Source organism: Geothrix sp. (assembly GCF_049292215.1).
Taxonomy (GTDB): Bacteria; Acidobacteriota; Holophagae; order Holophagales; family Holophagaceae; genus Geothrix.
The window spans coordinates 16,668-39,143 of the sequence record NZ_JBATQW010000002.1 but is presented as its reverse complement, the minus strand read 5'-3'; the positions used below and the strand labels follow the sequence as shown (position 1 = coordinate 39,143).

The 22,476-nt window shown below is 68.3% G+C and carries 17 protein-coding genes; 11 read left to right on the top strand and 6 right to left on the bottom strand.

Annotated features, from left to right (window positions below):
• Positions 1–16 precede the first annotated feature (16 nt).
• Both dnaE and WAS25_RS00360 read right to left on the bottom strand, forming a co-directional pair.
• Entirely contained in the window at positions 17–3,646 is a 3,630-nt protein-coding gene (dnaE, locus tag WAS25_RS00365) for a DNA polymerase III subunit alpha (protein WP_422309195.1), read from the bottom strand.
• Between the two features lie 60 nt (positions 3,647–3,706).
• Positions 3,707–4,921, bottom strand: a complete 1,215-nt coding sequence (locus WAS25_RS00360) for a hypothetical protein (protein WP_422309193.1) — start codon at positions 4,919–4,921, stop codon at positions 3,707–3,709.
• Positions 4,922–5,011: 90 nt separating this feature from the next.
• Between WAS25_RS00360 and WAS25_RS00355 the strand changes: the two genes are divergently transcribed.
• The 5 genes from WAS25_RS00355 to WAS25_RS00335 are packed head-to-tail and all read left to right on the top strand — an operon-like array spanning position 5,012 to position 9,807.
• Positions 5,012–5,938 carry an ABC transporter ATP-binding protein gene (locus WAS25_RS00355; RefSeq protein WP_422309191.1) on the top strand — a complete coding sequence of 309 codons (927 nt, stop codon included), beginning with the start codon at positions 5,012–5,014 and terminating at the stop codon, positions 5,936–5,938.
• A 3-nt stretch (positions 5,939–5,941) separates the two neighbouring features.
• Complete coding sequence (locus WAS25_RS00350) at positions 5,942–6,802, top strand: hypothetical protein (protein ID WP_422309190.1); 861 nt, start codon at positions 5,942–5,944, stop codon at positions 6,800–6,802.
• On the top strand, positions 6,802–7,722 hold the full coding sequence (locus WAS25_RS00345) for an ABC transporter ATP-binding protein (RefSeq protein ID WP_422309188.1): 921 nt from the start codon (positions 6,802–6,804) through the stop codon (positions 7,720–7,722). The genes WAS25_RS00350 and WAS25_RS00345 overlap by 1 nt, the downstream gene beginning before the upstream one ends.
• A complete protein-coding gene (locus WAS25_RS00340) occupies positions 7,719–8,510 on the top strand; it encodes a hypothetical protein (protein WP_422309186.1) in 792 nt (263 codons plus the stop codon). The genes WAS25_RS00345 and WAS25_RS00340 overlap by 4 nt, the downstream gene beginning before the upstream one ends.
• 25 nt (positions 8,511–8,535) lie before the next feature.
• Positions 8,536–9,807, top strand: a complete 1,272-nt coding sequence (locus WAS25_RS00335; RefSeq protein ID WP_422309184.1) for a M16 family metallopeptidase — start codon at positions 8,536–8,538, stop codon at positions 9,805–9,807.
• 13 nt (positions 9,808–9,820) lie between these two features.
• Here the strand turns inward: WAS25_RS00335 and WAS25_RS00330 are convergent, their stop codons facing one another.
• Complete coding sequence (locus tag WAS25_RS00330) at positions 9,821–11,866, bottom strand: M1 family metallopeptidase (protein ID WP_422309182.1); 2,046 nt, start codon at positions 11,864–11,866, stop codon at positions 9,821–9,823.
• Between the two features lie 84 nt (positions 11,867–11,950).
• Here WAS25_RS00330 and rlmN point away from each other — a divergent pair, with 84 nt between their 5' ends.
• The 4 genes from rlmN (at position 11,951) to WAS25_RS00310 (ending at position 15,937) form a co-directional block, all read left to right on the top strand.
• Positions 11,951–13,030 carry a 23S rRNA (adenine(2503)-C(2))-methyltransferase RlmN gene (gene rlmN / locus WAS25_RS00325; RefSeq protein WP_422309180.1) on the top strand — a complete coding sequence of 360 codons (1,080 nt, stop codon included), beginning with the start codon at positions 11,951–11,953 and terminating at the stop codon, positions 13,028–13,030.
• Between the two features lie 32 nt (positions 13,031–13,062).
• The gene (dut, locus tag WAS25_RS00320; RefSeq protein WP_422309178.1) at positions 13,063–13,518 is read left to right on the top strand and encodes a dUTP diphosphatase; all 456 of its coding nucleotides are present in this window, start codon (positions 13,063–13,065) and stop codon (positions 13,516–13,518) included.
• 63 nt (positions 13,519–13,581) lie between these two features.
• The gene (locus WAS25_RS00315) at positions 13,582–14,340 is read left to right on the top strand and encodes a dienelactone hydrolase family protein (RefSeq protein ID WP_422309176.1); all 759 of its coding nucleotides are present in this window, start codon (positions 13,582–13,584) and stop codon (positions 14,338–14,340) included.
• A 40-nt stretch (positions 14,341–14,380) separates the two neighbouring features.
• Positions 14,381–15,937, top strand: coding sequence for a M28 family peptidase (locus WAS25_RS00310; RefSeq protein ID WP_422309175.1), 1,557 nt, complete (start codon positions 14,381–14,383; stop codon positions 15,935–15,937).
• On the opposite strand, the gene WAS25_RS00305 is transcribed toward WAS25_RS00310, so the two are convergent.
• Both WAS25_RS00305 and rsmH read right to left on the bottom strand, forming a co-directional pair.
• Positions 15,924–16,805: a hypothetical protein gene (locus WAS25_RS00305; protein WP_422309173.1), complete on the bottom strand. Its 882-nt coding sequence runs from the start codon at positions 16,803–16,805 to the stop codon at positions 15,924–15,926. The genes WAS25_RS00310 and WAS25_RS00305 overlap by 14 nt on opposite strands.
• Positions 16,806–16,828: 23 nt before the next feature.
• Complete coding sequence (rsmH, locus tag WAS25_RS00300; protein ID WP_422309171.1) at positions 16,829–17,863, bottom strand: 16S rRNA (cytosine(1402)-N(4))-methyltransferase RsmH; 1,035 nt, start codon at positions 17,861–17,863, stop codon at positions 16,829–16,831.
• 183 nt (positions 17,864–18,046) lie between these two features.
• Here rsmH and WAS25_RS00295 point away from each other — a divergent pair, with 183 nt between their 5' ends.
• The gene (locus WAS25_RS00295; RefSeq protein ID WP_422309169.1) at positions 18,047–21,160 is read left to right on the top strand and encodes an ATP-binding protein; all 3,114 of its coding nucleotides are present in this window, start codon (positions 18,047–18,049) and stop codon (positions 21,158–21,160) included.
• 10 nt (positions 21,161–21,170) lie between these two features.
• Here WAS25_RS00295 and WAS25_RS00290 read toward each other — a convergent pair whose 3' ends face one another.
• Positions 21,171–21,782, bottom strand: a complete 612-nt coding sequence (locus tag WAS25_RS00290; protein ID WP_422309167.1) for a lysophospholipid acyltransferase family protein — start codon at positions 21,780–21,782, stop codon at positions 21,171–21,173.
• Between the two features lie 155 nt (positions 21,783–21,937).
• Here WAS25_RS00290 and tsaA point away from each other — a divergent pair, with 155 nt between their 5' ends.
• Positions 21,938–22,465 carry a tRNA (N6-threonylcarbamoyladenosine(37)-N6)-methyltransferase TrmO gene (tsaA, locus tag WAS25_RS00285; RefSeq protein ID WP_422309165.1) on the top strand — a complete coding sequence of 176 codons (528 nt, stop codon included), beginning with the start codon at positions 21,938–21,940 and terminating at the stop codon, positions 22,463–22,465.
• The last annotated feature ends 11 nt before the right edge of the window (positions 22,466–22,476 follow it).

Here is a 22,476-nt window from a genome sequence, read left to right as displayed (position 1 = left end):
ATACTCCGGCCGAGCCTCAGTAGGTCCAGGTCAGGGCGCAGCCGGTCTCCTTGGCCACCTTCTCCTTCAGCGCCTCGTCGTACTTCAGCCGCAGGTCGCGGCCGGCCCTCACCCGGGCTACGAGGCCCTCCTTGGAGCGATACTCGAAGGTCACGGGCAGCTCACCCTTGTGGTCGCCGAGGACCGTCGCCAGGCGGGGCGGGCACTCACCCGGGGGCAGTCGCACCAGGGCGCCAGTGAAGCCCAGCCCCTGGAAGCCCTCCAGGGGCTCCAGCAGGGTGGCGAAGACCTTCACCACGGTCTGCTCTTCGTCATCTTCGCCCTCGGTTCCGTTGCCGTTGCCCTGGATGGTCTCCACCCGCAGCTCGCCCGTGATGCGCAGCATGGCCTCGGGCACGGCGAGGTGGCGGTAGCGCTCGAAGGGGCGCAGTGCATCCTTCTTCTTGGTGACGGGGTCCCACTTGGTGGCCATGAGCAAGACTTCCATCTTCCCGGTGGTGTCCTCGACCTGGAGGATGGCCCAGGGCTCCCCCTTCTGGTTGGTCTTGAAGGCCACGGTGGAGACCATGGCGCCGAGGGTGACCTCGTTGCGATCCCGCAGGCGGCCGGAGGTGGCGTCCTCTGCGATCTTGGCCAGGGTGCCGTGGGTGTGCACCTGGATGGCGTCGGTGAACTCCTCCAGGGGATGGCCGCTGACGAAGAGGCCCAGCACCTCGCGCTCGGCGGCCAGCCGGACCTTGCGATCCCAGGGCTCGATGTTCTCGGGCACGCGCCAGTCCTCGCTGAGCGTGGCCAGTTCGGCATCGTCGAAGAGACTGGTCATGCCCGTGTCGCCGGTGCCGCGGGAGGCGGCGGACACCGCGTCCGGCAGGCCCTGCAGCAGGGCGGCGCGGTTGGGTTCCAGGCTGTCGAAGGCGCCGGCCTTGATGAGGGACTCCCACACCTTGCGGTTGGCCTTCTGGAGGTCCGTGCTCTTCAGGGCGTGGAAGAGGTCCTTGAACCTGCCCTCGGCCTGCCGGGCCTCGAGGATCGCCTGCAGCGCGGCATCGCCCAATCCCTTGACGGCGGCAAAGCCGAACCGGATCTGCCGGTCGGAGGTGGCCGTGAAGTCCAGGGCCGATTCGTTGATGTCGGGCCCCAGGACCTCGATGCCCCCCTCGCGGCAGTTCTGCACGTACTTCGCCACGTCGTCCGTGCGGCCGGACTTGGTGGAGAGCAGGCCCGCCATGAACTCCACGGTGTAGTTGGCCTTCAGGTAGGCGGTCTCGTAGGCCACCATGGCGTAGGCGGCGCTGTGGCTCTTGTTGAAGCCGTAGCCCGCGAAGAACTCGATGAGGTCGAAGAGCTCGGCCACCTTGGCCTTGTCGTAGCCCCGGCTGGCGCCCTGCTCGATGAACTTGGATTTCTCCTTGGCCATCTTCTCCTTGTCCTTCTTGCCCATCGCCCGGCGCAGCATGTCCGCCTCGCCCAGGGAGTATCCGGCGATGAGGCTGGCGATCTGCATGACCTGTTCCTGGTAGAGGATCACGCCGTAGGTCGGCGAAAGGATGGGCTCCAGGTCAGGGAACATGTAGGTGACGGGTTCGCGGCCGTGGCGGCGCTCCACGTAGGTGGTGCCCATGCCTGCCCCCAGGGGGCCGGGGCGGAAGAGGGCGTTCAGCGCGATGAGGTCGTCGAAGCGGTCGGGGCCCAACTGCCGCAGCAGCTGCTTCATGCCGCCGGACTCGAACTGGAAGACCCCATCGGTATCGCCGGCGGCGAAGAGCTCGAAGGTCTTCTTGTCGTCGAAGGCGCGGATGGTGGTCATGTCCTTGGGCTGGCCATGGCGCCGGGCGATGACCTCCTGCGTCTTGGCGATCTGGGTGAGCGTCTCCAGGCCCAGGAAGTCCATCTTCAGCAGGCCCGCACGCTCGGCCTCCATCATGGTGTACTGCACCATCACCTTGCCGTCCTTGTCCCGGGACAGCGGTGCGAACTGGGTGAGCTCATCCGGGGCGATGATGACGCCTGCCGCGTGGACGCCCGTGTTGCGGGACAGGCCCTCGAGCCGGGCCGAGATGTCCAGAATGTTCTTCACCTCGGGATCGGACTCGTAGAGCTCGCGCAGCTTGTCGCTCTTCTGCAGGGCCTCGCCGATGCTCATGGGCTTGCCGGGTTCCTGGGGCACCAGCTTCGTCAGGTTGTTGGCGAAGGCGAAGTCCTTCTCGAAGACCCGGGCCACGTCCTTGATCACGGCCTTGGTCTTGAGCTGGTTGATGGTGATGATGTTGCTCACCTTGTCCTGGCCATACTTCTCGGTGACGTAGTCGATGACGCGCTGGCGGCCATCCCGGCAGAAGTCGATGTCCACATCGGGCATGGACACGCGCTCGGGGTTGAGGAAGCGCTCGAAGAGCAGGTCGTACTGCATTGGATCAATGTCGGTGATCATCATGGACCAGGCCACGATGCTGCCGGCCGCCGAGCCACGGCCGGGGCCCACGGGCACGCCCATCTCCCGGGCCTTGCGGATGAAGTCCCAGACCAGCAGGAAGTAGCCGGGGAAGCCCATCTTCAGGATCATGTCCAGCTCGAAGGCCAGCCGCGCGCGGTACTTCTCCTCGCTGTGCTTGAGGGCGCCCACCTGCCAGAGGGGTCGGCAGCCGGCCAGGCGCTGCTCAAAGGTCTCCTGGGCGATGTGCACAAAGTAGGAGTCGAGGTCGTAGCCCTCGGGCACGGGAAAGCGCGGTGTCACGGGCTTGCGCGTAATGGGGAAGAGGTCCACCTTGGCGGCGATCTCCAGGGTGCGGTCCAGGTACTCCGGATGATCCGGGAAGACCGACCGCATCTCCTCAGGCGTCTTCACGAAGAACTGATCCGTGGAGAAGCGCATGCGCTTCTCCTTCGCCTTCGTGGTCTTCGTGCCGATGCAGAGCAGCGTGTCGTGCAGGTCGGCGTCCGCGTGGTTGAGGTAGTGGGCGTCGTTGGTGGCCACCAGCGGGATGCCGAGCTTCTGGGCCAGCTCCTGCTGGAAGGGGATGATCTCCTTCTCCTTGTCGAAGCCCTGGTCCTGGATCTCCAGGTAGAAGTCCTCCCCGAAGATGTCGCGGAAGTCACGGGACACCTTCTCGGCCTGGTCCAGCCGGTTCTGGAGGATGCGGGCCTGCACTTCGCCACCGAGACAGGCCGACAGGGCGATAAGCCCCTCGCTGTGCTCCCGGAGGAGGTCCTTGTCGATGCGCGGCTTGTAGTAGAAGCCCTCGGTGAAACCCGCGGACACCAGCTTGGATAGGTTCGCGAAGCCAACGGGGTTCTTGGCCAGCAGCACCAGGTGGTAGCCCGCATCGCGGGAGCCGCTGGGGTCGACGCAGTCTTCCAGGCCCTCCTCGCCAGTGGCGTTCTTCGCCTCGAGCTTCTTGTCGAAGCGGGTCTTGGGCGCGACGTAGACCTCGCAGCCCAGGATGGGCTTCACGGCCCAGGTGCCGCTCTCGTCCTGTGTCTTTTCGCAGGCGTCGAAGAGCTTCATCATGCCGAACATGTTTCCGTGGTCGGTCACGGCCACGGCGGGCATGCCCGAGGCCCGGCACTTCTTCACGAGGTCGGGAATGCGCGTGAGGCCGTCGAGGAGGGAGTGCTCGGTGTGCAGGTGGAGATGGGCGAAGCTCATCCGCCCATTCTCCGATGGATGCCACGCCTTGGGGCAAGTGCCGCAGGTTCAGCGCTGGGCTCAGTGCCGGGACAGGAGGCGCTCGAGTGTGCCCCGCAGGTCCTCCTCCTGGGCCCCGGGTTCCAGGCGCGCATGGGGCCCCTCGGTGATGGGTCCGCCAATCTGGACCCATCGGGGCCGCCTCCTGGCAAGGTCGTCCTCCCGCCAGACCGAGAGGATGCTGGGCTCCCGGGCCCAGAGCAGCACGCTCGGATAGGGCCCCTCCCGTGGTGGCACCGTGCCCCAGGCCTGCACCTCCGCCCCCCAGGCGCGCAGCAGCAGCTGGATCCGCTCATGCTCTGCGCCCTCCTCCATGCCGAGGCCAACCGTCCAGCCGGACAGGAAGCCTTGGTGACCGGGCTGCGTGTCCTCATCGCGCTCGTACCATCCGATCCGCTCCAGGTGGTAGAGGAGCCTGCTGTGCACCCGGTAGGCGGCGCCATCCAGCCCGATCAAGGTCGCCTCGGGCGTGGCCTTGAGCCGTTCCGGCCAGGAGGCTCCGAAGGTCTTCTCCATCAAGGGTGATGGACGGTCGGTGCGGAAGGCGGTGCCTGGTACGAGGCTGCGCCAGACCTCCACTTCGGCCTCGGCCCGGTGGATGCGGGACTCCATGCCACTGACCATCAACCAGTGCCAGGAGGTCCCGACCCCCATGGACAAGAACACCAGGCTGAAGCCGGACAGCCGCACCTTCATGTCGAAGAGGCTGAGGGCGGCGACCTCCACCACTACCGGCAGCGTCAGTCCCAGAAAGCCCAGGAACAGCCGACGGCCCATGGGGTCCTCGTCCTGGCGTGCCCGCAGAGCCCAGTAAATGGTCAAGCCGCAACCCACCAGGTAGGTGAGGTTGGCCACATGGTGCAACCAGGTGTCCCAGAGGCTAGGGTGGGGCAGCAGCAGGTTGCGGACGTAGCTCGGGATCATGCCGATGGCGACCCAGGCAGGGAACCGGCGGGGGACATGGCGCGGGAAGAGGTTCGTGAGGGCGGTGCAGAGAGCGATGAAGCCGAAGGCCACCAGCAGGCTCTGGGCACGATCCACCAGGTCGGGATTTATGCTGGGGAGGGTGCCCAGAACGAGGACGCCATGGCGCAGGCCCACCAGGAGGCACGTGACTGAGAGCCAGCCCATCATGCGGTCCCGCCGGGAGAGCGCATCTGTGCCGAAGCTGATGAAAAGGGCCATCAGGGCGCCGGCCTGCAGGGCATCGAGAATGGGCCAGTCCAGGAGTTGCATGCGGGGGCGTCCGGGTGGTGGGAGGATGGTGGCTACAGCCTAATCCATTTCAGAGTCCGCTTCGTAGCCGCCTTCAACCTGGAGTTCCTCTTGATCGCCTTCGAAAACCTGGAAGTGCGCTACGCCGCGTCGGCGGCGCCCGCCCTGAAGGGCCTGAGCCTCACGCTGGAGCGCGGGATCGTGGGTCTGCTCGGTCCCAACGGCGCCGGCAAGTCCACCCTGCTGAAGGCCCTGCTCGGCCTGCTCACGCCTTCGGGCGGCACCGGATCGGTTCTGGGCGTGGCCCTGGGGGCGCCCGAAGCGGCCCGGCTGCGGGCCCGCATCGGGTACATGCCGGAGTACGACGCCCTCATCGAGGATGCCTCCGCCTATGAGCAGGTGGCCTTCTGGGGCGAGCTGAGCGGCCTGGCGCCGGAGGCCTCCCGGGACCGCGCCCACGAGGTGCTCTATTTCGTGGGGCTGGATGAATCCCGCTACCGCCCGGTGAGCGGCTACTCCACGGGCATGCGGCAGCGTGTGAAGCTGGCCCAGGCCCTGGTGCACAGTCCCGAGCTGATCTTCCTGGACGAGCCCACCAACGGCCTCGATCCCGATGGCCGACGCCGCATGCTGGACCTGGTGCTGCGGGTCCACTCGGAGTTGGGCACGGGGGTCATCCTGGCCTCGCACCTGCTGGGCGACGTGGAGCGGGTGGCGGACCAGCTGGTGATCCTCGATCAGGGTGAGATCAAGGCGGCCGGCTCCATGGCGGGCCTTCGCAGGGCCCTCGCGAAGCGCGTGGAGCTCCGCTTCCTGGATCCCCTGGATGCAGCGCAGGAGGTGGCCCTGTCCGAGCTGGGCACCGTCCTGGAAGCCCGCAATGGTCTTTACGACCTGGAGTTGACCGAAGCTGATCCCGCGGGTGCCTTCCGCTGGGCCCAGGCCCAGGGCGCCACCCTGGTGCAGGTGACCCCTCGCCATGACCGCCTGGACGAGGTCCTCCTGCGCGCCCTCCATCCTGTGGCTGCGGGAGCCTGAGCCATGCCCATCTACGCCCCCACCCTCCCGCCCGCGCCGGATCTCCATCAGGGCCATCCTCCAGCCCTGGTGCTCATGCGCTTCGACCTGGCCCGGCTCTGGCGTCAGAAGATCGGCCGCTTCTTCGGGTTCGCCTTCCTGGTCGTACTCATCGTGAAGGTGGCTCGCATCTACATGGAGCACCTCTTCCGGACCAACCAGACCTTCAAACCGATGCAGGACTTCGCCAAGACAATCCTGACCCAGGGCGCAGACTTCCAGGCCGACCTCCTGAACCCCGCCAGCTACCTGCTGTGGTTCCTGGTGGCCCTGGTGGGGGGCGGCCTCGTGGCCCGGGATACCCTTTACCGGGTGCGTCCCCTGATTTACGCCCACCCCGTGGCGCCCAGGGACTACCTGCTCGCCAAGCTCGGTTTCGCCTCGGCACTGCCCTTCGCCATCCTGCTGCCGTTTGCCCTGCTGCCATGGGCCATGTCCCTGCTGCTGGCGGGCCTCCAGGGGCCGGTGTGGGTGACGGCGCCCCTGCGGCTGCTGCCGGCCATGGCCATCAGCTCGGTGCTGATGGGCTCCCTGGCCGTGGGCGCCTCCAGCATGGCCGCCACCCCGCGGGCCGGCATCGGCTGGGTGCTGGGGCTGGTGCTGGGGGCCGGCACCCTGGCGACCATGATCCATGGCCTCACGGGCATCAAGGCTGTGGACGCCCTGAACCCCGTCATGCTGGCCGAGGCCTGGCCCCAGCTCTTCGTGGGCGTGGACCATCCGATGGTGGCTTGGCTGCCAGCGATTCTGGGCACCGCCTTCCACATCACCCTCTGGACCTATGTGGCCGCGCGGCGGACGCGCCCCTCTGAAGCGGTGATCTGATGATTTCCCTCGACCGCGCCTCCCTCCGCTACGGTCCGATCCTGGGCCTCAGCCCCACCTCCTTCGGCCTGCCCGAGGGCGGCGGCATCACGGGCCTGCTTGGACCCAACGGCGCCGGCAAGTCCTCCCTGCTTCAGCTCCTGGCGGGCCTGCTGCCGCCCTCCGGCGGCGAGGTGCGGGTGTTTGGCGAGGCGCCTTTCCGCAACCCTGCTGTGCTCGCCCGCCTGGGGCTGGTGCCCGAGGGGGACCGGCTGCCCACGGGCCTCCGGGCGGATAGGTGGCTGCGCATGATGGGCGAGCTATCCGGCCTCTCGGGCGCAGGCCTGGACACTGCGGTGGCCAAGGCCCTCGCCACCGTGGGCATGGCCGACCGCGCCCACCTCACCTTCGCGCGCATGTCCAAGGGCATGCGCCAGCGCATCCGGCTGGCCCAAGCCCTCCTGCACGAACCGGAGCTGCTCATCCTGGATGAGCCCTTCAACGGACTGGATCCCGAGGCCCGGCTCACGCTCATGGCCCTGCTCCGCAGCCTCGCTGAGAAGGGCACCCGCATCCTGGTCTCCAGCCACATCCTCGGTGAGATTGCCCAGCTCACGGAGCGCATCCTCCTGCTCTTCCGCGGCCGCCTGCTGGCCGAGGGGACCGTCACCGAAATCCGCCAGCTGCTGGACCGCCATCCGGTGGAACTGCGCCTGACAGGCGAGGCCCAGGTCCTGGCCCGCTGGGCCGTGGAACAGCCGGAGCTGGCGGCCCTCCGGATCGAAGAAGGGGCTGTGGTCCTGTCGGTGCGCTCCCCTCGGGACATCCTCCCCCGCCTGCAGAAGGCCGCGGCAGAGGGTGGCATCCCTCTGCAGGCGCTCGACCCACTGGATTTGAACCTCGATGCCGTCTTCCAGTATCTGACGAAGGATCACGCATGAACGCCGCCCCTTCTCCCCTGGCGACGATCCGCGCCACGGCGCGGGGCTACTTGCCCCGCGTCTTCCAGGGTCGCGGCTGGGTGCTGGCCTCCCTGGTCATGGTGCCCGTGGCGCTCACGCTCCTCATCTACACCGTGGCCCAGATCAAGGGAGCGGAGGGTCGTCCCTATCCCGGCGAAACCTTAAGGGTGTTCCACGATGTGCTGGTGAAGATGATGCTGCCCATCATGGCCCTGGTGGCCGCCCCCGCAGGCATCCGCGAGGATCTGGAGCAGCGCACGCTCCCCCTCCTGCTGGTGCGCCCCGCCCCTGCCTGGGCCCTGCCCCTAGGCAAGGGGCTGCCATGGTTCGCCTGGGGTGCTGTGTGGCTCATCATCGGCACCCTGGGCCTCCAGGTCATCGGCGGCGATCCCTCCCTCCTGCTGGGGCGCCTCGTGGCCCTGGTCAGTGCCTGGTGGGGGGAGCTGGCCCTGATGACGCTGATCGGCCTGGTCTTCAAGCGCGGCACCCTCTGGGGCGCCCTCTACTTCTTCCTGTGGGAGCCACTGGTGCGGATCTTCCCGCCCTTCCTCCAGCGGCTCACCTTCACCCACCACATCGAGAGCCTGGCCGGAAGCCGCGCGGCCACGGTCCAGACCAGCCAGCTCCTGGCCCAGGAGCAGGTCAGTACTCATCCGGTGGTGGCGTGTCTGGCACTCCTGGCCTTCGGCGCCCTCTGCTGGGCCCTGGCCGGCTGGAAGCTCCACCGCACGCCCATCGGCCTGGCGGGAAGCGAAGCCGAAGGGTAGGGGCTCTGGGCGGTAGACTGGTGGAATGCCACATGCTCCGCTCCGCACCGTCACGCCCGAGGGCACCGAGATCCTGATCGAGCAGCTGCCCCATGTTCGGAGCTGCGCGGTGGGCTTCTGGGTGCGGCGGGGGTCGCGCCACGAAGGCCCCGAGGAGGAGGGCTTGGCCCACTTCCTGGAACACACCGTGTTCAAGGGCACGGCCTCCTACCCCACCCCGGATGAACTGGCGGCGGCCACGGACCGCCTGGGGGGCCACGTGGACGCCTTCACAGGGAAGGAGGTGGCCTGCTTCTACGGCAAGGTGCTGGCGGACCAGTTGCCGGAGCTGCTGCACCTGCTGGGCGAGCTGGTGACCGCCCCCCGCTTCGAGGCCGACGAATTGGTGCGCGAGCGCGGCGTGATCCTGGAAGAGATCGCACAGAGTGAGGACCAGCCCGACGACTGGGTGAGCGAGCTGTTCTATGGCGGCTTCTGGGAAGGCACGCCGCTGGCCCACCCCATCCTGGGCCGTCGCGAGCAGGTCTCCGGCTACGGCGCCACGGAGGCCCGCGCCTTCTTCGACCACACCTACCGCGCGCCGAACCTGGTGGTGGCAGCCGCCGGCGCCATCGAGGCGGCGCCTTTCCTCGACCTGCTGAAGCCCATCCTGGACCGCCTGCCCAAGGGGACCGCCCATGCGCCCGGCATCCAGGCGCGGACCCGACCCTTCCTGCTGAACGTGCCCCGCAAGGACCTCCAGCAGGCCAACCTGGTCATGGGCTTCCCAGCTACCGATCACCACTCCCCGGACCGGGCGGCGGCCCACCTCCTCAGCCACGTGCTGGGAGGCGGCATGGCCTCCCGGCTCTTCATGGAGCTGCGGGAGCGCCGGGGCCTCTGCTATCAGGTGGGCAGCTACCTCAGCCCCTATGCGGACACTGGCGCGCTGCAGATCAGCGCCAGCTGCGCCCCGGCCCAGCTGCGGGAGCTGGTGCAGCGAACCATGGCCGAGTGCGCCAGGATCCGCGAGAAGGGCGTGGAGTCCGATGAGCTGGAGCGAGCCAAGCTCCAGGCCCGCACGGGCCTCGTGTTCAGCCAGGAGAGCAGCAGCAGCCGCATGTTCAGCCTGGCGCACCAAGCCATCCACCTGGGGCAGCTGCGTAGCCTCGACCAGCAGATGGCCGAGATCGAGGCTGTAACGCCGGACGACCTGCTTCGCATCGCCCAGGACCTGCTCGACCCGGCCCAGCTGGGTGTCAGCGCCCTCGGCACCCGGCGCGGCTGCGACATCCGGCCGCAGGACCTGGTGGCCTGATTCCCTTCGCGGGTTACTTGGGCATCTGGGTTCCCCAGTAGCAGTCGCGGAACAGCGGACCGAAGTCCTTGCGGCCGGCCATGGTCGCGAGCTGTTCGATGGAGGGCGTGTTGGCGGCCTTCCACCGGAAGTTGGCGATGATGGACTTCATGAACAGGGCGAAGTTCTTGTCGCCCATCTCCTTGTGTAGGGAGGCGAGGATGAGCGCCCCCTTCTCATAGAGGAGGGAGGTCCGAGCGAGGAAGGCGCCTCGGGGGTCCCCGATCCACTGGAGCCGGTTGGCGAAGGGAATGGTGCCTGTTTCCGTGTAGGCATTCGCCTGGTTCCGCCACCGGCTCAGCATGCCCTCGTAGGCGCTGGTCCCCTGGTTCTTCATGCTTCTCATGGCCAGGGCGGAGGCGTAGTTGGCAAAGGACTCGGTGATCCACTGCTCCTCCGGGGTCGCCATCTTGACCAGGTGGCCCCAGTATTGGTGGGCGATCTCGTGGGCGAAGCGCTGATTGATGCCCTTGGTGAACAGGGCACTGAGGTCATCCACTTTCCCGTTGAAGGCCTCGTTGGTGATGATCATCATCCCGGGAGGGGCTTGGCCGTACCCGAATGAGTTCACCTGGATGATGTTGAACTCCTCGAAAGGGAATTTTTCGAACAAGTCCTCGTAGAACCCGATGGTCTGCCTGGCGATGTCGATGAGCCGCTTCTGCATACCGCCGCCCTGGTTGCCATAGGCGGCCACCCGGATCGTGAGGCCATCCTTGGCCTCCTCGGTGAAGGTGTAGGCTCCTGCGAACATCGAGAAGAACTGCACGGGCTTGTCGATGCGGACCTCGAGGAGGTTTCCCGATTCACTCTGGCTCCGGCGGATCGTCGTGCCAGGGGCCACCGGCACGTCCTCCTTGGGCGTCTGGATGACGGCATGCACCGTGTAGGCTTGGCCATCCATGTCGGGCTGGGGGAACCAGGGCTCGACGCCGAGCTCCCAGTAGCTGTCGCCGCCGGGACGGAGCAGGATGGCGCCGCCGTATTCGAAGGTGAGCTTGAATGGCTCACCAGCCGGGTGGGGCTGATCCAACTGGACCACGATCGTGTCGTTGCGGTGGTGGAAGGGGAGGCTGCGTCCTTCGGCATCCAGGACCTTGGAGACCCGGTAGTTCCCCTGCTTGTAGGTGGGATCCACGATGTTGTAGAGATTCAAGGAGATGACGGACATCCCCTCGTCTCCAGCCACCAGGGTTTCGGTGACCCTCAGGTCAGCGCCACCCAGGCTTGCCTTCATGTCGATGTCCACGGCTGTCAGGTTCAGCAGTGCGGAAAGGGGGGCCTTCCAGGTCCAGCCGATGGGCTGCTCCGAGAGGAGCACCCTGCGGAGGCCGTCATAGACCGCTGGGCGGTAGGGACCCGCCACGGACCAGAGCTGTTCGCGCTGGGATCCCCCCTGGTCCAGCGTGTAGATGAAGGGGCTGTCCGCACCGGTGATCTCCGCTCGGGCCAGGCCGCGACTCGGAGTGTTGGCCAGGTGGGCCGCGAAGTCATGACCCCGGTCTCCCAGCCCATCCCGCTTGAAGAAGGCCCAGTCCCGGGTGAAGGAATCGTTGGGAGTCTCGGCGGGCGTTCCACTCGGTAGGGCCTGGACCAATCCTTCCTGCCAGAGGGTGAAGCTTTTTAACTCCACGGTCAGGACCTGCTGGCCCTTCTCCTCCGAGAGGATGGCCTTGGTGTTGATGCCACCGATGTTCTTCTTGTAGTTCGAGGTGAGCGCCGCCCGCTCGAGGGGCTCTTCTGAGCGGTAGCGGAAGGAGCCCTTCCCCTTGAAGTGGAATCCAAGCGTGCGTCCCGCAGAGACCATGGGCGCCACCGTGCCCGAGGTCATGGTGAAGGTCATCCGGCCCATGGGAAGGGACCAGTCCAGGACGGTGAAGGCCTCCCCCAGGGTGGGCTGTTCACTGTAGATCGCGACCTGCTTCTGCAGGGGCACCGAGGCCGGCCCATCCGCCGCCAGGGTCAGGGCGGAGAGGCTGACCAAGGCCAGAACGAGACGCAGCGGGGCGGCAACGGACATGGGGGCTCCCTTAATGGACAACCTCATCAGGATAGCCACGCCGGGCTCTGAAATGAATCCGCTGCCAGCCGGTACACTGCCTGGATGTCCGATTCACGACCCATGCCCTGGGATCACGCCGCCCCCGAACGGGATGGCCTGCCTTCGGCCTGGTCACTCTTCCCTGAGGACCTATCCGCCCTGGGTTGTCCTGGCAGCGCTTTGGAGACCTTCAAGCGGCTGCACCGGCCCTGGACCTGGAAGGGGGGTGTGCCGGATCTGGGATCGAGCATCCGCGCCTGGCTGGAGAGCGTGGCGGACCTGCGCCTGCCCACCCTCGTGGAGCGTCAGCCCTCCGACGACGGCTCCACCAAGCTGGCCTTGGAACTGGCGGATGGGAAGCGCATCGAGGCCGTCCACATGCCGCGCCGGGTGCGGAACCCCCGGGTGACCTACTGCATCTCCAGCCAGGTGGGCTGTGCCATGGGCTGCACCTTCTGCGCCACGGGCAGCATGGGCATCCTCCGCAACCTGCAGGCCGGCGAGATCCTGGGCCAGGTGCTGGCCCTCATGGCGGACTTGGGGCCCGACCGCGGCCACGAACTCACCCTGGTGTTCATGGGCATGGGCGAGCCCCTGCACAACCTGGAGCACCTACACCGCGCCATCCGCCTCATGTGCCATCCCGCCGGCCTGGGGCTGGGGAAGAACCGCATCACCGTCAGCACGTCGGGCCTGGTGAGCGGCATCGACAAGCTGGCGAAGCTGGAGCCCCGGCCCCTCCTGGCGCTGAGCCTCAACGCCACCACCGACGAGGCCCGCAACCGCACCATGCCCGTGAACCGTGTGTGGAACCTGGCCCGCCTCCGCCAGGCCTTGGATGACTGGGGTCCGAAGCGGGGCGAGAAGTTCTGCTTCGAGTACGTGCTGCTGGCCGGCGAGAACGACACCGAGGCCGACGCCCAGCGCCTGGCGGACTGGCTCGGCGACCTGCGGAGCGCCCACAACCTGAACCTGATTCCCATGAACGAGCACGCGGCCAGCGACTTCCTCCAGCCCAGCGAGGACGGGGTGCAGCAGTTCGCCCGGTGGCTCAAGGCCCGCGGCTGCTTCGTCACCGTGCGCCGAAGCCGGGGGCGGGACGTGCAGGGGGCCTGCGGCCAGCTTGTCAAGGAAAGGACTTGAGTCAGGAGGCTGGAGGCTGGAGGCTGGGAGCCATGCGCATTCCGGTCCATCAGCTCCCCCACGGCCTCGGCCTCGATCTGCCGGTGGCGGCCACGCCCCATGCGGCTGGCATGGACCTGCGGGCGGCGATTCCGGAAGGCGAGACCTGGGCCATCGCCCCGGGCCAACGACGCCTGGTGCCCACGGGCCTGGTGATGGCCATCCCGCCGGCCTTCGAGGGGCAGGTACGGCCCCGTTCCGGTCTGGCCCTGCGCCATGGGCTCACGGTGCTCAACGCCCCGGGCACCATCGATGCGGACTACCGCGGCGAGGTGCAGGTGCTGCTGGTGAACCATGGGGAGGCTCCCTTCGAGCTCCGCCGAGGGGAGCGCATCGCCCAGCTCCTCATTGCCCCGGTGGCCAGCTGGAGCTGGATCCCCGAGCCCACCGTCGAGGCCCTGGGTGACACTGAGCGCGGCGAAGGCGGCTACGGCAGCACGGGGCGGTAACGGGTTTCCCTGGAATAGCCGTTTAAACAGCTATACGATCGGTCTCCCACCCCAGGAGGCTCCATGCGATCCGCCGCCCTCGCCCTCTCCCTTGCCGCCCTTCCGGTCTTCGCGGGCCAGCCGCTCAGTTATGCAGACGGGGCAACCAAGCTTGCGGGCTACCTGTCCCACCCGGCCGAGGCCAAGGGCAAGGTGCCGGGCGTGGTGGTCATCCACCAGTGGATGGGCCTAACGGACCATGAGCGCAAGGTCTCTGACGACCTGGCCAAGCTGGGCTATGCCGCCCTGGCGGCGGACATCTACGGGGAGGGTGTCCGCCCGGCGAACACCGGAGAAGCAGGCAAGCTGGCGGGCTCTTTCAAGGGCGACCGCGCACTGTTCCGCCGCCGCATCGCCGCCGCCATCGAGGCGCTCAAGGCCCAGAAGGGCGTGGATGGTAGCAGGGTGGCCGTCATCGGCTTCTGCTTCGGCGGCACGGGGGCCCTCGAAGCGGCCCGGGGCGGCCTGCCGGTGAAGGCGGTGGTGTCATACCACGGCGGGCTGGATGTGCCCGCGGGTCAGGCGCCAGGTCCCATCACCGCCAAGGTGCTGGTCTGCCACGGGGCCGACGATCCCTGGGTGCCGGCCAAGGACGTGGCCGCCTTCCAGGACGAGATGCGGACGGCCAAGGCCGACTGCGTCTTCGTGGCATATTCTGGCGCCGTCCATGCCTTCACGCAGAAGGAGGCCGGCAGCGACAACAGCAAGGGCGCCGCCTACAACGAGGCCGCCCATCGCCGCAGCTGGCAGCACATGAAGGACCTCTTCAAGGAGGTCTTCTGACCGCAACCGGGCCACGAGGGGCACAGGCTATGGTGGTGGCATGACAAACACCCTTCTCCCAGTCCTTCTCGCGGCCTTGGCGCTCACGCCTCTCTGGGCCCAGCGGTCGCAGGTCGATGAGATAGCCCTCAGGGCACACCTTGCTTTCCTGGCTGACGATGTGCTGGAAGGCCGCGGCACCGGGCAGCGGGGTGGTGAACTCGCCGTGCGCTACCTGGAGACCCAGCTGCAGGTCCTAGGGCTGCAGCCCGCGAACGGCGCCAGCTATCGGCAGACAGTACGGCTGTCCGGCCTGCGGCTGGACGCGGCCGCCAGCAGCCTCCGCTTTATAGGTCCACAGGATGCACTGGCACCTGCTCTGGGCACGGACCTCGTCATGGGCGCGGCGGCCGCGGAAACCACCCTGGCCGTGGACGCGCCTCTGGTGTTCGTGGGCCATGGCATCACGGCCGCCGATGGCAGCCGGGACGACTACAAGGGCCTGGATGTGCGGGGCCGCATCCTGTTGATGCTGGTGGGGGACCGCAAGGGCGGGGCGCCCATGCCCCTCTGCTGCGAGCCGGAGAACCTCTACGGTCGGTGGACACACAAGTTTGAAGAGGCCCGCCGCCGTGGCGCCGCGGGCGTCCTGTTGGTGCACACGGATGCCTCCGCCGGCTACGGCTGGGCCGTGGTTCGCAACGGCTGGGTCCAGGAACGCTTCCAGCGGGAGGGCGCCGGCCAGGCTGGGGCCATGCAGGGCTGGATCACCGAGGCCATGGCCACCCGGCTCTTCACCCTGGCGGGCCAGGATTTCCGCGCGCTGGCTTCCGGCGCGGACGCCCTGTCCTTCCGCCCCGTGGCCCTGCCCATCCAGGCCCGGGGACGGCTGGTCTCCAAGGTGCGGAGCCTAGAGCAGTGGAACGTGGCGGGCATCCTGCCGGGCACCGATCCCAAGCTGAAACAGGAGCTGGTCATCTACTCGGCCCACTGGGATCACTTCGGCAAAGGGGCGGACGGCGCCATCTACTCCGGGGCCGTGGACAACGCCAGCGGCTGTGCCGCCGTGCTGGCCCTGGCCCAGACCCTGGTACACCAGCCCCTGAAACGCAGCGTCATGGTCTTCTTCCCCTGCGCCGAGGAGCAGGGCCTGCTCGGGTCGGCTGCCTATGTGGCCTCGCCGCTCTGGCCCCTGGCGGCCACGGTGCTGAACATCAACCTTGAGAGCCTGAACGTGATCGGCCCCACCCGGGACATCGGTCTGCTGGGAACGAACGCTCCGAAGCTGCGGGCCCTCTGCGCCCAGGCGGCCGCCTCGACGGGCCTGGTCGTCACCCCGGCCAAGGCGGATCCCGCGGGGCTCTGCTTTCGCTCGGACCACTTCCCCTTCATGCAGGCGGGCGTGCCGGCCCTGTCGCCGGGCTTCTCGCTGAACGGGGGCTGGGACTACCTGGGCGACAAGGCCGCGGCCCAGGCCAGGGCGGCGGACTTCCTCAACCACTACCACCGGCCCACGGACCGCTACGATCCCGCCTGGAACCTGGCGGGGCTGATGCAGCAGGTGAACTTTGCGCTGGCGCTGGGACGCCTGGCGGGGACCGTACCTAGCGCCCGGTGACCACCGCGTCTTTCGAGTCTCCACCAGCCTTCACCTTGCTGTAATCCAACTGGCTGCCCCGCATGCTGTGGGGGATGAGGTAGACCACGGCCATGGCCAGGGTGGCCGCCAGCACCGCCGCACGGCTCCAGCCTTCTCGGCTTCGGGGCCGAGGCCCCGCGACGAGGGCCGCCAGCACCCACACGCCCCACATAAGCAGGGTCTTGTTGTCGGTCAGGTCGTAGCCCCAGGGGAAGCCGGTCCAGTAATGGCCGAAGGCGGCCTTCTGCACGAAAGGCCCGAGGATCAAACCGCCCAGGGTCATGCAGGCGAGCGTGAGCCACAGGAGGCGGCGGGGCGCGGTGGTTCCGAAGAGCGCCCCCAGTCCGGTTCGCAGGCCGAGCAGCACGGCGATGAACATCATGGCGACATGGGGCAGCAATACGGCCAGGGCCACGGGGCCCTTGTAGCGCAGCACCACCGGGCCGTCCTGGGGCAGCCGAACCGCACCAGGGCCATCGCCCAGTTCCACGGTGTACTCCAGCTTGCCGGCCGCGGGCTGCTTGGGTAGGTAGCCCGCCAGCTCGCCCTTGCCGTCCTTCTGCTCGCGAACCATGGGCTGGCGGTTCCAGGCCTCCTGGAGGGGGAAGCGCCGCCAGACCAGGGTGCCGGGAACGCCGGGATCCGGCAGGGCCACCCGGGCCTCACGCACCGTCTCCTCGCTGCGGATGAGCTTGAAGGTGGTAGTGGAACCGGCGATCGTCACCGTGCCGCGCAGCGGATGGGTGGGACCCGTTCGGCGCTGGTAGACCACCGTGGCGGCCATGAGCAGCAGGGCGAGAACCCAGAGGATCGTCGTGCGGAGAGGGGAGGAGGGGGCGGTAATCATATCCGACCACCCTATCGTAAGGCTCAGCCGCGGGGAAGTCGGGCCCAGCGCAGCTTGGCGCTGGTCGACCGCGGGTTGGCCCGGCGTTCCTCCGCCGAAGCCCGCTGGGGCTCGGCGGCCACCTCAGCATAGAGGCCCTCGCGCAGGCCCTGCTGGAATGCCTTCTTCACCCGGCGGTCCTCCCCCGAGTGGAAGGTGAGAATGGCCACGCGGCCGCCGGGATTCAGCACCCCAGGAAGGAGGGAGAGGAACTGGTCCAGCACCGTAAGCTCGTCGTTCACGGCGATCCGCAGGGCCTGGAAGGTGCGCTGCAGGGCCTTCTTGGTCTCTTCATCCTCCAGCCCCTCGGCGCGCAGCGCCGCCCTCACGCGCTCTGCAAGATCGCGCGTGGTCCGGATGGCTTGTCCGTGCACTTCCCGGGCGATCGCCGCCGCGTACGGTTCGTCCGAGTTCTCGACGAGCAGATCTGCCAGGGCCTGTTCGTCCAGGGAGGCCAGCAGTGCGGCCGCGGATCGGCCACGCTGGGGGTTCAACCGCAGGTCCAGGGGTCCTTCCGCCTTCCAGGTGAAGCCCCTGGCCGGGTTGTCGATCTGCATGGAGGACACACCGAGGTCCGCCAGCACCAGGTCGAACCCGCCGGACTCGGCCTTCAGCCGCGGAAGCCCTGCGAAGTTCATGCGGCGCACGGTGAGCACGTCCTCGCCGAAGCCCAGGGCCCGCAGCCGGGCCTCCGTGAGGGGCAGTTCCAGGGGATCCACGTCCACGCCGAAGAGTCGCCCCCCGGGCAGCAGGCGCGGCAGCAGCTCCCGCGTGTGGCCGCCGTAGCCCAGGGTGGCGTCCAGGGCCACCTCGCCCGGCTTCGGATCCAGCACCGCCAGGATCTCGTCCACCATGATCGACCGGTGAGTGCCTGCCGGTGTATGACCCCGGGCCATGACCTTCTCCAGCTCCGAAGCATGCTGCTCCGGGGCCAGCTCCTTGTACTTCTCCACGAAGCGCCGGGGGTGGGTGCCCTTGTAGCGGGGCCGGCGGGCGCGGGGGGGATCGTCGGGGCTCATATCCGAATGGTAGGGGCACCGGACAGCCCTGGGGCCCCCGGAGTGCCGGATTGACCCCTCCCGTTGGCCCGCCCCGATTAATCCGGGATGGAGGAAATCCCGAACAGACGGCAGGGATGGTCCACCTGGGATCATTCGATCTGCCCAAAATCCATCTCACCTGTCTCCATCCCACCGGACCCCATGACCTGGCCCTTCATGTCCCTGCCTCGCCTCTTGCGGAGCCTGCTGTTCGGCGCGCTCCTGCCCATGGTCGCGGCCGATGGACAGGCACCGGGGCGCTACCCGGGCCGGACCTTCGGGTTCCCGGAGGGGCTCACCAACACGTCGGTCATCGCCCTGGCCCAGGGGGCGGACGGTCTGATCTATGCGGGGACGGAAGGGGGGCTCTTCCGCTTCGACGGCCGCCGGTTCGAACCCCTGGACCTGCCCCCGGACCACCGCTTCATCACGACCCTCCTGGCGGGCCAGGATGGCCGGCTCTGGGTGGGGACACGGAACGGCCTCGGCTGGCTGGACGCAGGCTGGACCTTTCATGCAGAGGGGGGCCCCCTCGCCCAGCGGATCCATCACCTGGGTCTCGACGCCCAGGGCGATCTGTGGGTCCACGCCGGGACCCAGCTGTTCGTGCATTCCGGAGGGACATTCTCCCTGGCGCCGGCCCGGCCCGGTCCGGCAGACCTCATCCAGGTCTTTGCGGATCCTACCGCGACCGGAGTGAAGGTACTCGGCAAGCAGGGGATCTGGACTCTGGACGCTTCCCGGCGGGCCTGGGCCCTGGAGCGGATGCCGGCGGAGACGGGCGACATCCCCCTGGCCTTCGGCTGGGATGGCGCGGGTTTCACTTGGATGCGGACCCGGTTGAGCTTCTGGCGCAAGGCGCCGGGCAAGGCCCCCTGGACACGCCTTGGCAGTCCCTTCTCCGAGGCGATCCCAGACCACTTCGGCATCGCCCGGGACCGGACCGGGTGGCTCTGGATCAACACGGCCCAGGGCCTGCTGAGGTGCCGGGGCACCGAGACGCGCCCGGTGGCCACCGGACCCAAGGGCTATGTTCCCGTGACCGGTATGCTCGATGCAGAAAGCTCCCCCTGGGTGGCTTCCCTGGGCGTGACCCAGGTGCTCGGCCGGGGCCTCTGGACCCTCCACGACGTGGAGGACGGCCTCCCCAGCAACGTGGTCTGGACCAGCCTCCGGGACCGCCAGGGGCGCCTGTGGGCCGCCACGGACGGGGGCCTCGCCGTCCTTGGACCGGCGGGCTGGAAGGTGGTGGCCAAGGGGCAGTTTTCGAGGGTGCGCCTGCATCCGGACGGCACCCTCCTCGCCGTGGGCAGTCCCGGCGGCACCCTCTACACCATCGACCCGGCCTCCCTGAAGGTGCAGAGCCATGCCTCCTGCATGGAGCCTTCTGGGGTCTCCCGGGGTCTGGGGGTGGAGGCGGACGGCACGGTCTGGATCTCCGACTACCAGCACCGCCTCGCGCGGGGGGTGAAGCGGTCCGGGGGATGGGCGTGGGAGCCCGGGACCCTGGACGGGAAGCCGCCGGAGGGGATCTTCGAAGTCGTGCAGGACAGCACCGGGGCCGTCTACCTGCCCACGAAATCCACGGTGTATCTGAGGTCCGGAGGGACCTGGGAATCCCTTGGCGCGACCCTTCCCTACACACCCCTCAGCGCCCAGCGCATGGGCGACGGAGACATCTGGGTGGCCTACCTGGATCGCCCGGTTCTCACCCGCCATCGGCATGAGGGGGGGACCTGGAAGCAGGTGGAGGAGTGGTCGCCCTTCCGCGACAAGGGGCAGCTCCTCGTGTTCTCCCTGGCCGCCGCGCCCTCTGGGCGCCTCTGGGTGGGCACCAGCCAGGGCCTGGGTCGGCTGGATGCTGGCACCCGCACCCTGGAGGCCTGGTTCGCCCCCGGCGAGGGCATCCCGGGCGCGGATGCCACCACCCAAGGGCTGTTGCTTGAGCCGAATGGGGACCTCTGGTTTGGTACCACCTCGGGGCTGGGGCGCTACCGGACTGCGGAGGAGACCAAGCCCCCGGCCCTGGTGCGCCCGCTCCTCCTGGGCTGGAGTGTCCACGGCAAGCCGCTTCCCCTCGGTGGACCGGAACCCCGACTCGGACCCAGGGCCGATCTGGAGGCGCGCTTCGCCCTGCCGTCCGCGCTATCGCCCAGCTCGTTGCAACTCGAAGCCCGGCTGTCCGGCGTGGAGCAGGACTGGGTCCGGCTGGACAGCAACCACCTGAGGTATGGCGCGCTCCCCGAGGGAAGCTACCAGCTGGAGGTCCGCCTTCGGCAGGAGGGGGGGCCGCCGGGACCGAGCACCAGCCTGGCCTTCCGGGTCCTCCCCCGCTGGTTCGAAACCTGGTGGGCCAGGCTGCTCTTCCTGCTTGGCGCCTCCGGGGCGGTATACGGGGCGGTCCTGCTCCGCTACCGCTCCCTCCGCCGCCAGAACCGCATCCTGCAGGAGACCGTCGACGCCCGGACCCGCGACCTGCGCGAGGCCAACGAGGATCTGACGCAGGCCAACCAGCTCAAGAGCCGCTTCCTAGCCACCACCGCCCACGATCTCAAGAACCCCCTCACCGGGATCCTCTTGCACGCCCAGCTGATTCAGGAGGAGGCCTGGGAGACCAGCCCCGACATCGAAGCCCGGGCCCGGAAGCTCCGGGAGATCGGCCAGAAGATGCTTCAGATCATCAACGGCCTGCTGGACACGGCCGCCCAGGAGGCCCGGGACGTGACGCTCCGTCTGGTGGAGTCCAACATCCCCAGCCTGGTCCACCAGGTGGTGACGACCAACCTCGAATACGCCGCCAGCAAGGCCATCCGGCTCACCTACCGGGAGATGCTCGCCGGCGAGTGCTGGGGCCACGTGGACGAGGTCCACTTCAAGCGGGCCGTGGACAACCTGGTGAACAACGCCATCAAGTACTCGCCCCACGGGAAGGAGGTCCTGGTGATGGTCACTCCGAGGGTGGAGGAGGGTCAGGGCTGGGTCGAGATCCAGGTGAGCGACGAAGGGCCGGGTCTGTCACCCGAGGATAAGGTCCAGGCTTTCGGCCTCTTCCAGCGGCTCTCGGCGAAGCCAACGGGTGGCGAGTACAGCACGGGCCTGGGTCTGTCCATCGTCAAGCAGATGGTGGAGCTCCATGGGGGCCGGGTCTGGATCGAGAGCGAGTCCGGTCAGGGCGCCACGTTCAGGATCGAGATCCCCCTTCGCACCGGGCCAAACCTGGATCCGGCGGCCCTACCACCCCCGAGTCCGCAGCCTGGAGACGACTGGTCTGTCTGAGTGGCCGGCGTCAGGCGTCCAGCCTGATGTCGCCCAGGGCCTTCATGACCTGGTCGGCACAGGCTTGGTAGCGCTCCCGGCCTGTGAGTTCCGCGGGGATGGCCGAGAAATCCACCGGCAGGCCGGGGACGATGGTGATGCGGCCCGGCCGTGGCCAGCTGGAGCCCCGAGGGAAGCACTCGAAGGCGCCGAAGATCCGCACGGGCACCACGGGCACGTCGCACTTGGCGATGATGAAGCCGATGCCGGCCTCCGCCTGCTGGAGCGTGCCATCCACGGAGCGGGTTCCCTCCGGGAAGATGACCACCCGGTTGCCCTCCTTGAGCAGGCTGAGGATCCGCTTCATGCTGGCGAGGTCGCCTTTGCCGCGATCCACGGGTAGCACCTGGATGCGGGGCAGCAGCCAGCCGAGAAAGCCCTTGAAGAGGGACTTGCGGGCCAGGTAGTAGATCGGTTTCCGGAAGGATGCGCCCACCGCGGCGGGATCCAGGTAGCTGACGTGGTTGGCCACGATGAGGGCCCCGCCGGCTTCGGGAATCCGCTCGCGGTGAAGGGTCCGGTGCCGGAACAAGAGGCGGCCGACGATGCGGGATCCAGTGTGGGCGATGCGGTAGATGATCATGGGCGGGCAGTCAGAAGGAGCAGCAAGGTGAGGCGGACGGCTGGCACCTGCCGCCTTGGTGATGCTCCTATCCATGGCCCCCCGCGTCCAGTCCAAGTCAAGGGAGCCGCCAGGATCAAGGGCCCCGGGTTGCCCCGGGGCGCTACGCTTCACCCATGGATTCCCCGGCCTTCACCTACCGACCCATCGGCATCGTACGCACGCCCTATGCGAAGCGCATCGACGCGCCGCACCAGCCCACGGTGGTGGCGGGCACCGAATCGGGTGCGCCGGCCGAGGCCACCCTGGAACTCGACGCCTCCCTGCCCGCGACCGTGCTGCGCGACCTGGCGGGCTTCGAGCGCGTCTGGCTCATCTTCGCCTTCCACCTCAGCGAAGGCTGGGCGCCCCTGGTGCAGCCGCCCCGGGGACCGAAGGGCAAGCGGGGCGTGCTGGCCACGCGCTCGCCGCACCGACCCAACGCCCTCGGCCTCTCGGCGGTGGAGCTGGTGGCCGTCGAGGGCCGGACCCTGCATCTGCGGGGCGTGGACCTGTTGGACGGCACGCCGGTGCTGGATGTGAAGCCCTACGTGCCCTACGCGGATGCCTTTCCCGAGGCCAAGGCGGGCTGGATCGACGCCGTGGATGCTGCCACTGGCTGCCACTCCGCGCCGGGACCCCGGAAGCCCCGCCGGAACCCTTGACGGGCGCCGGC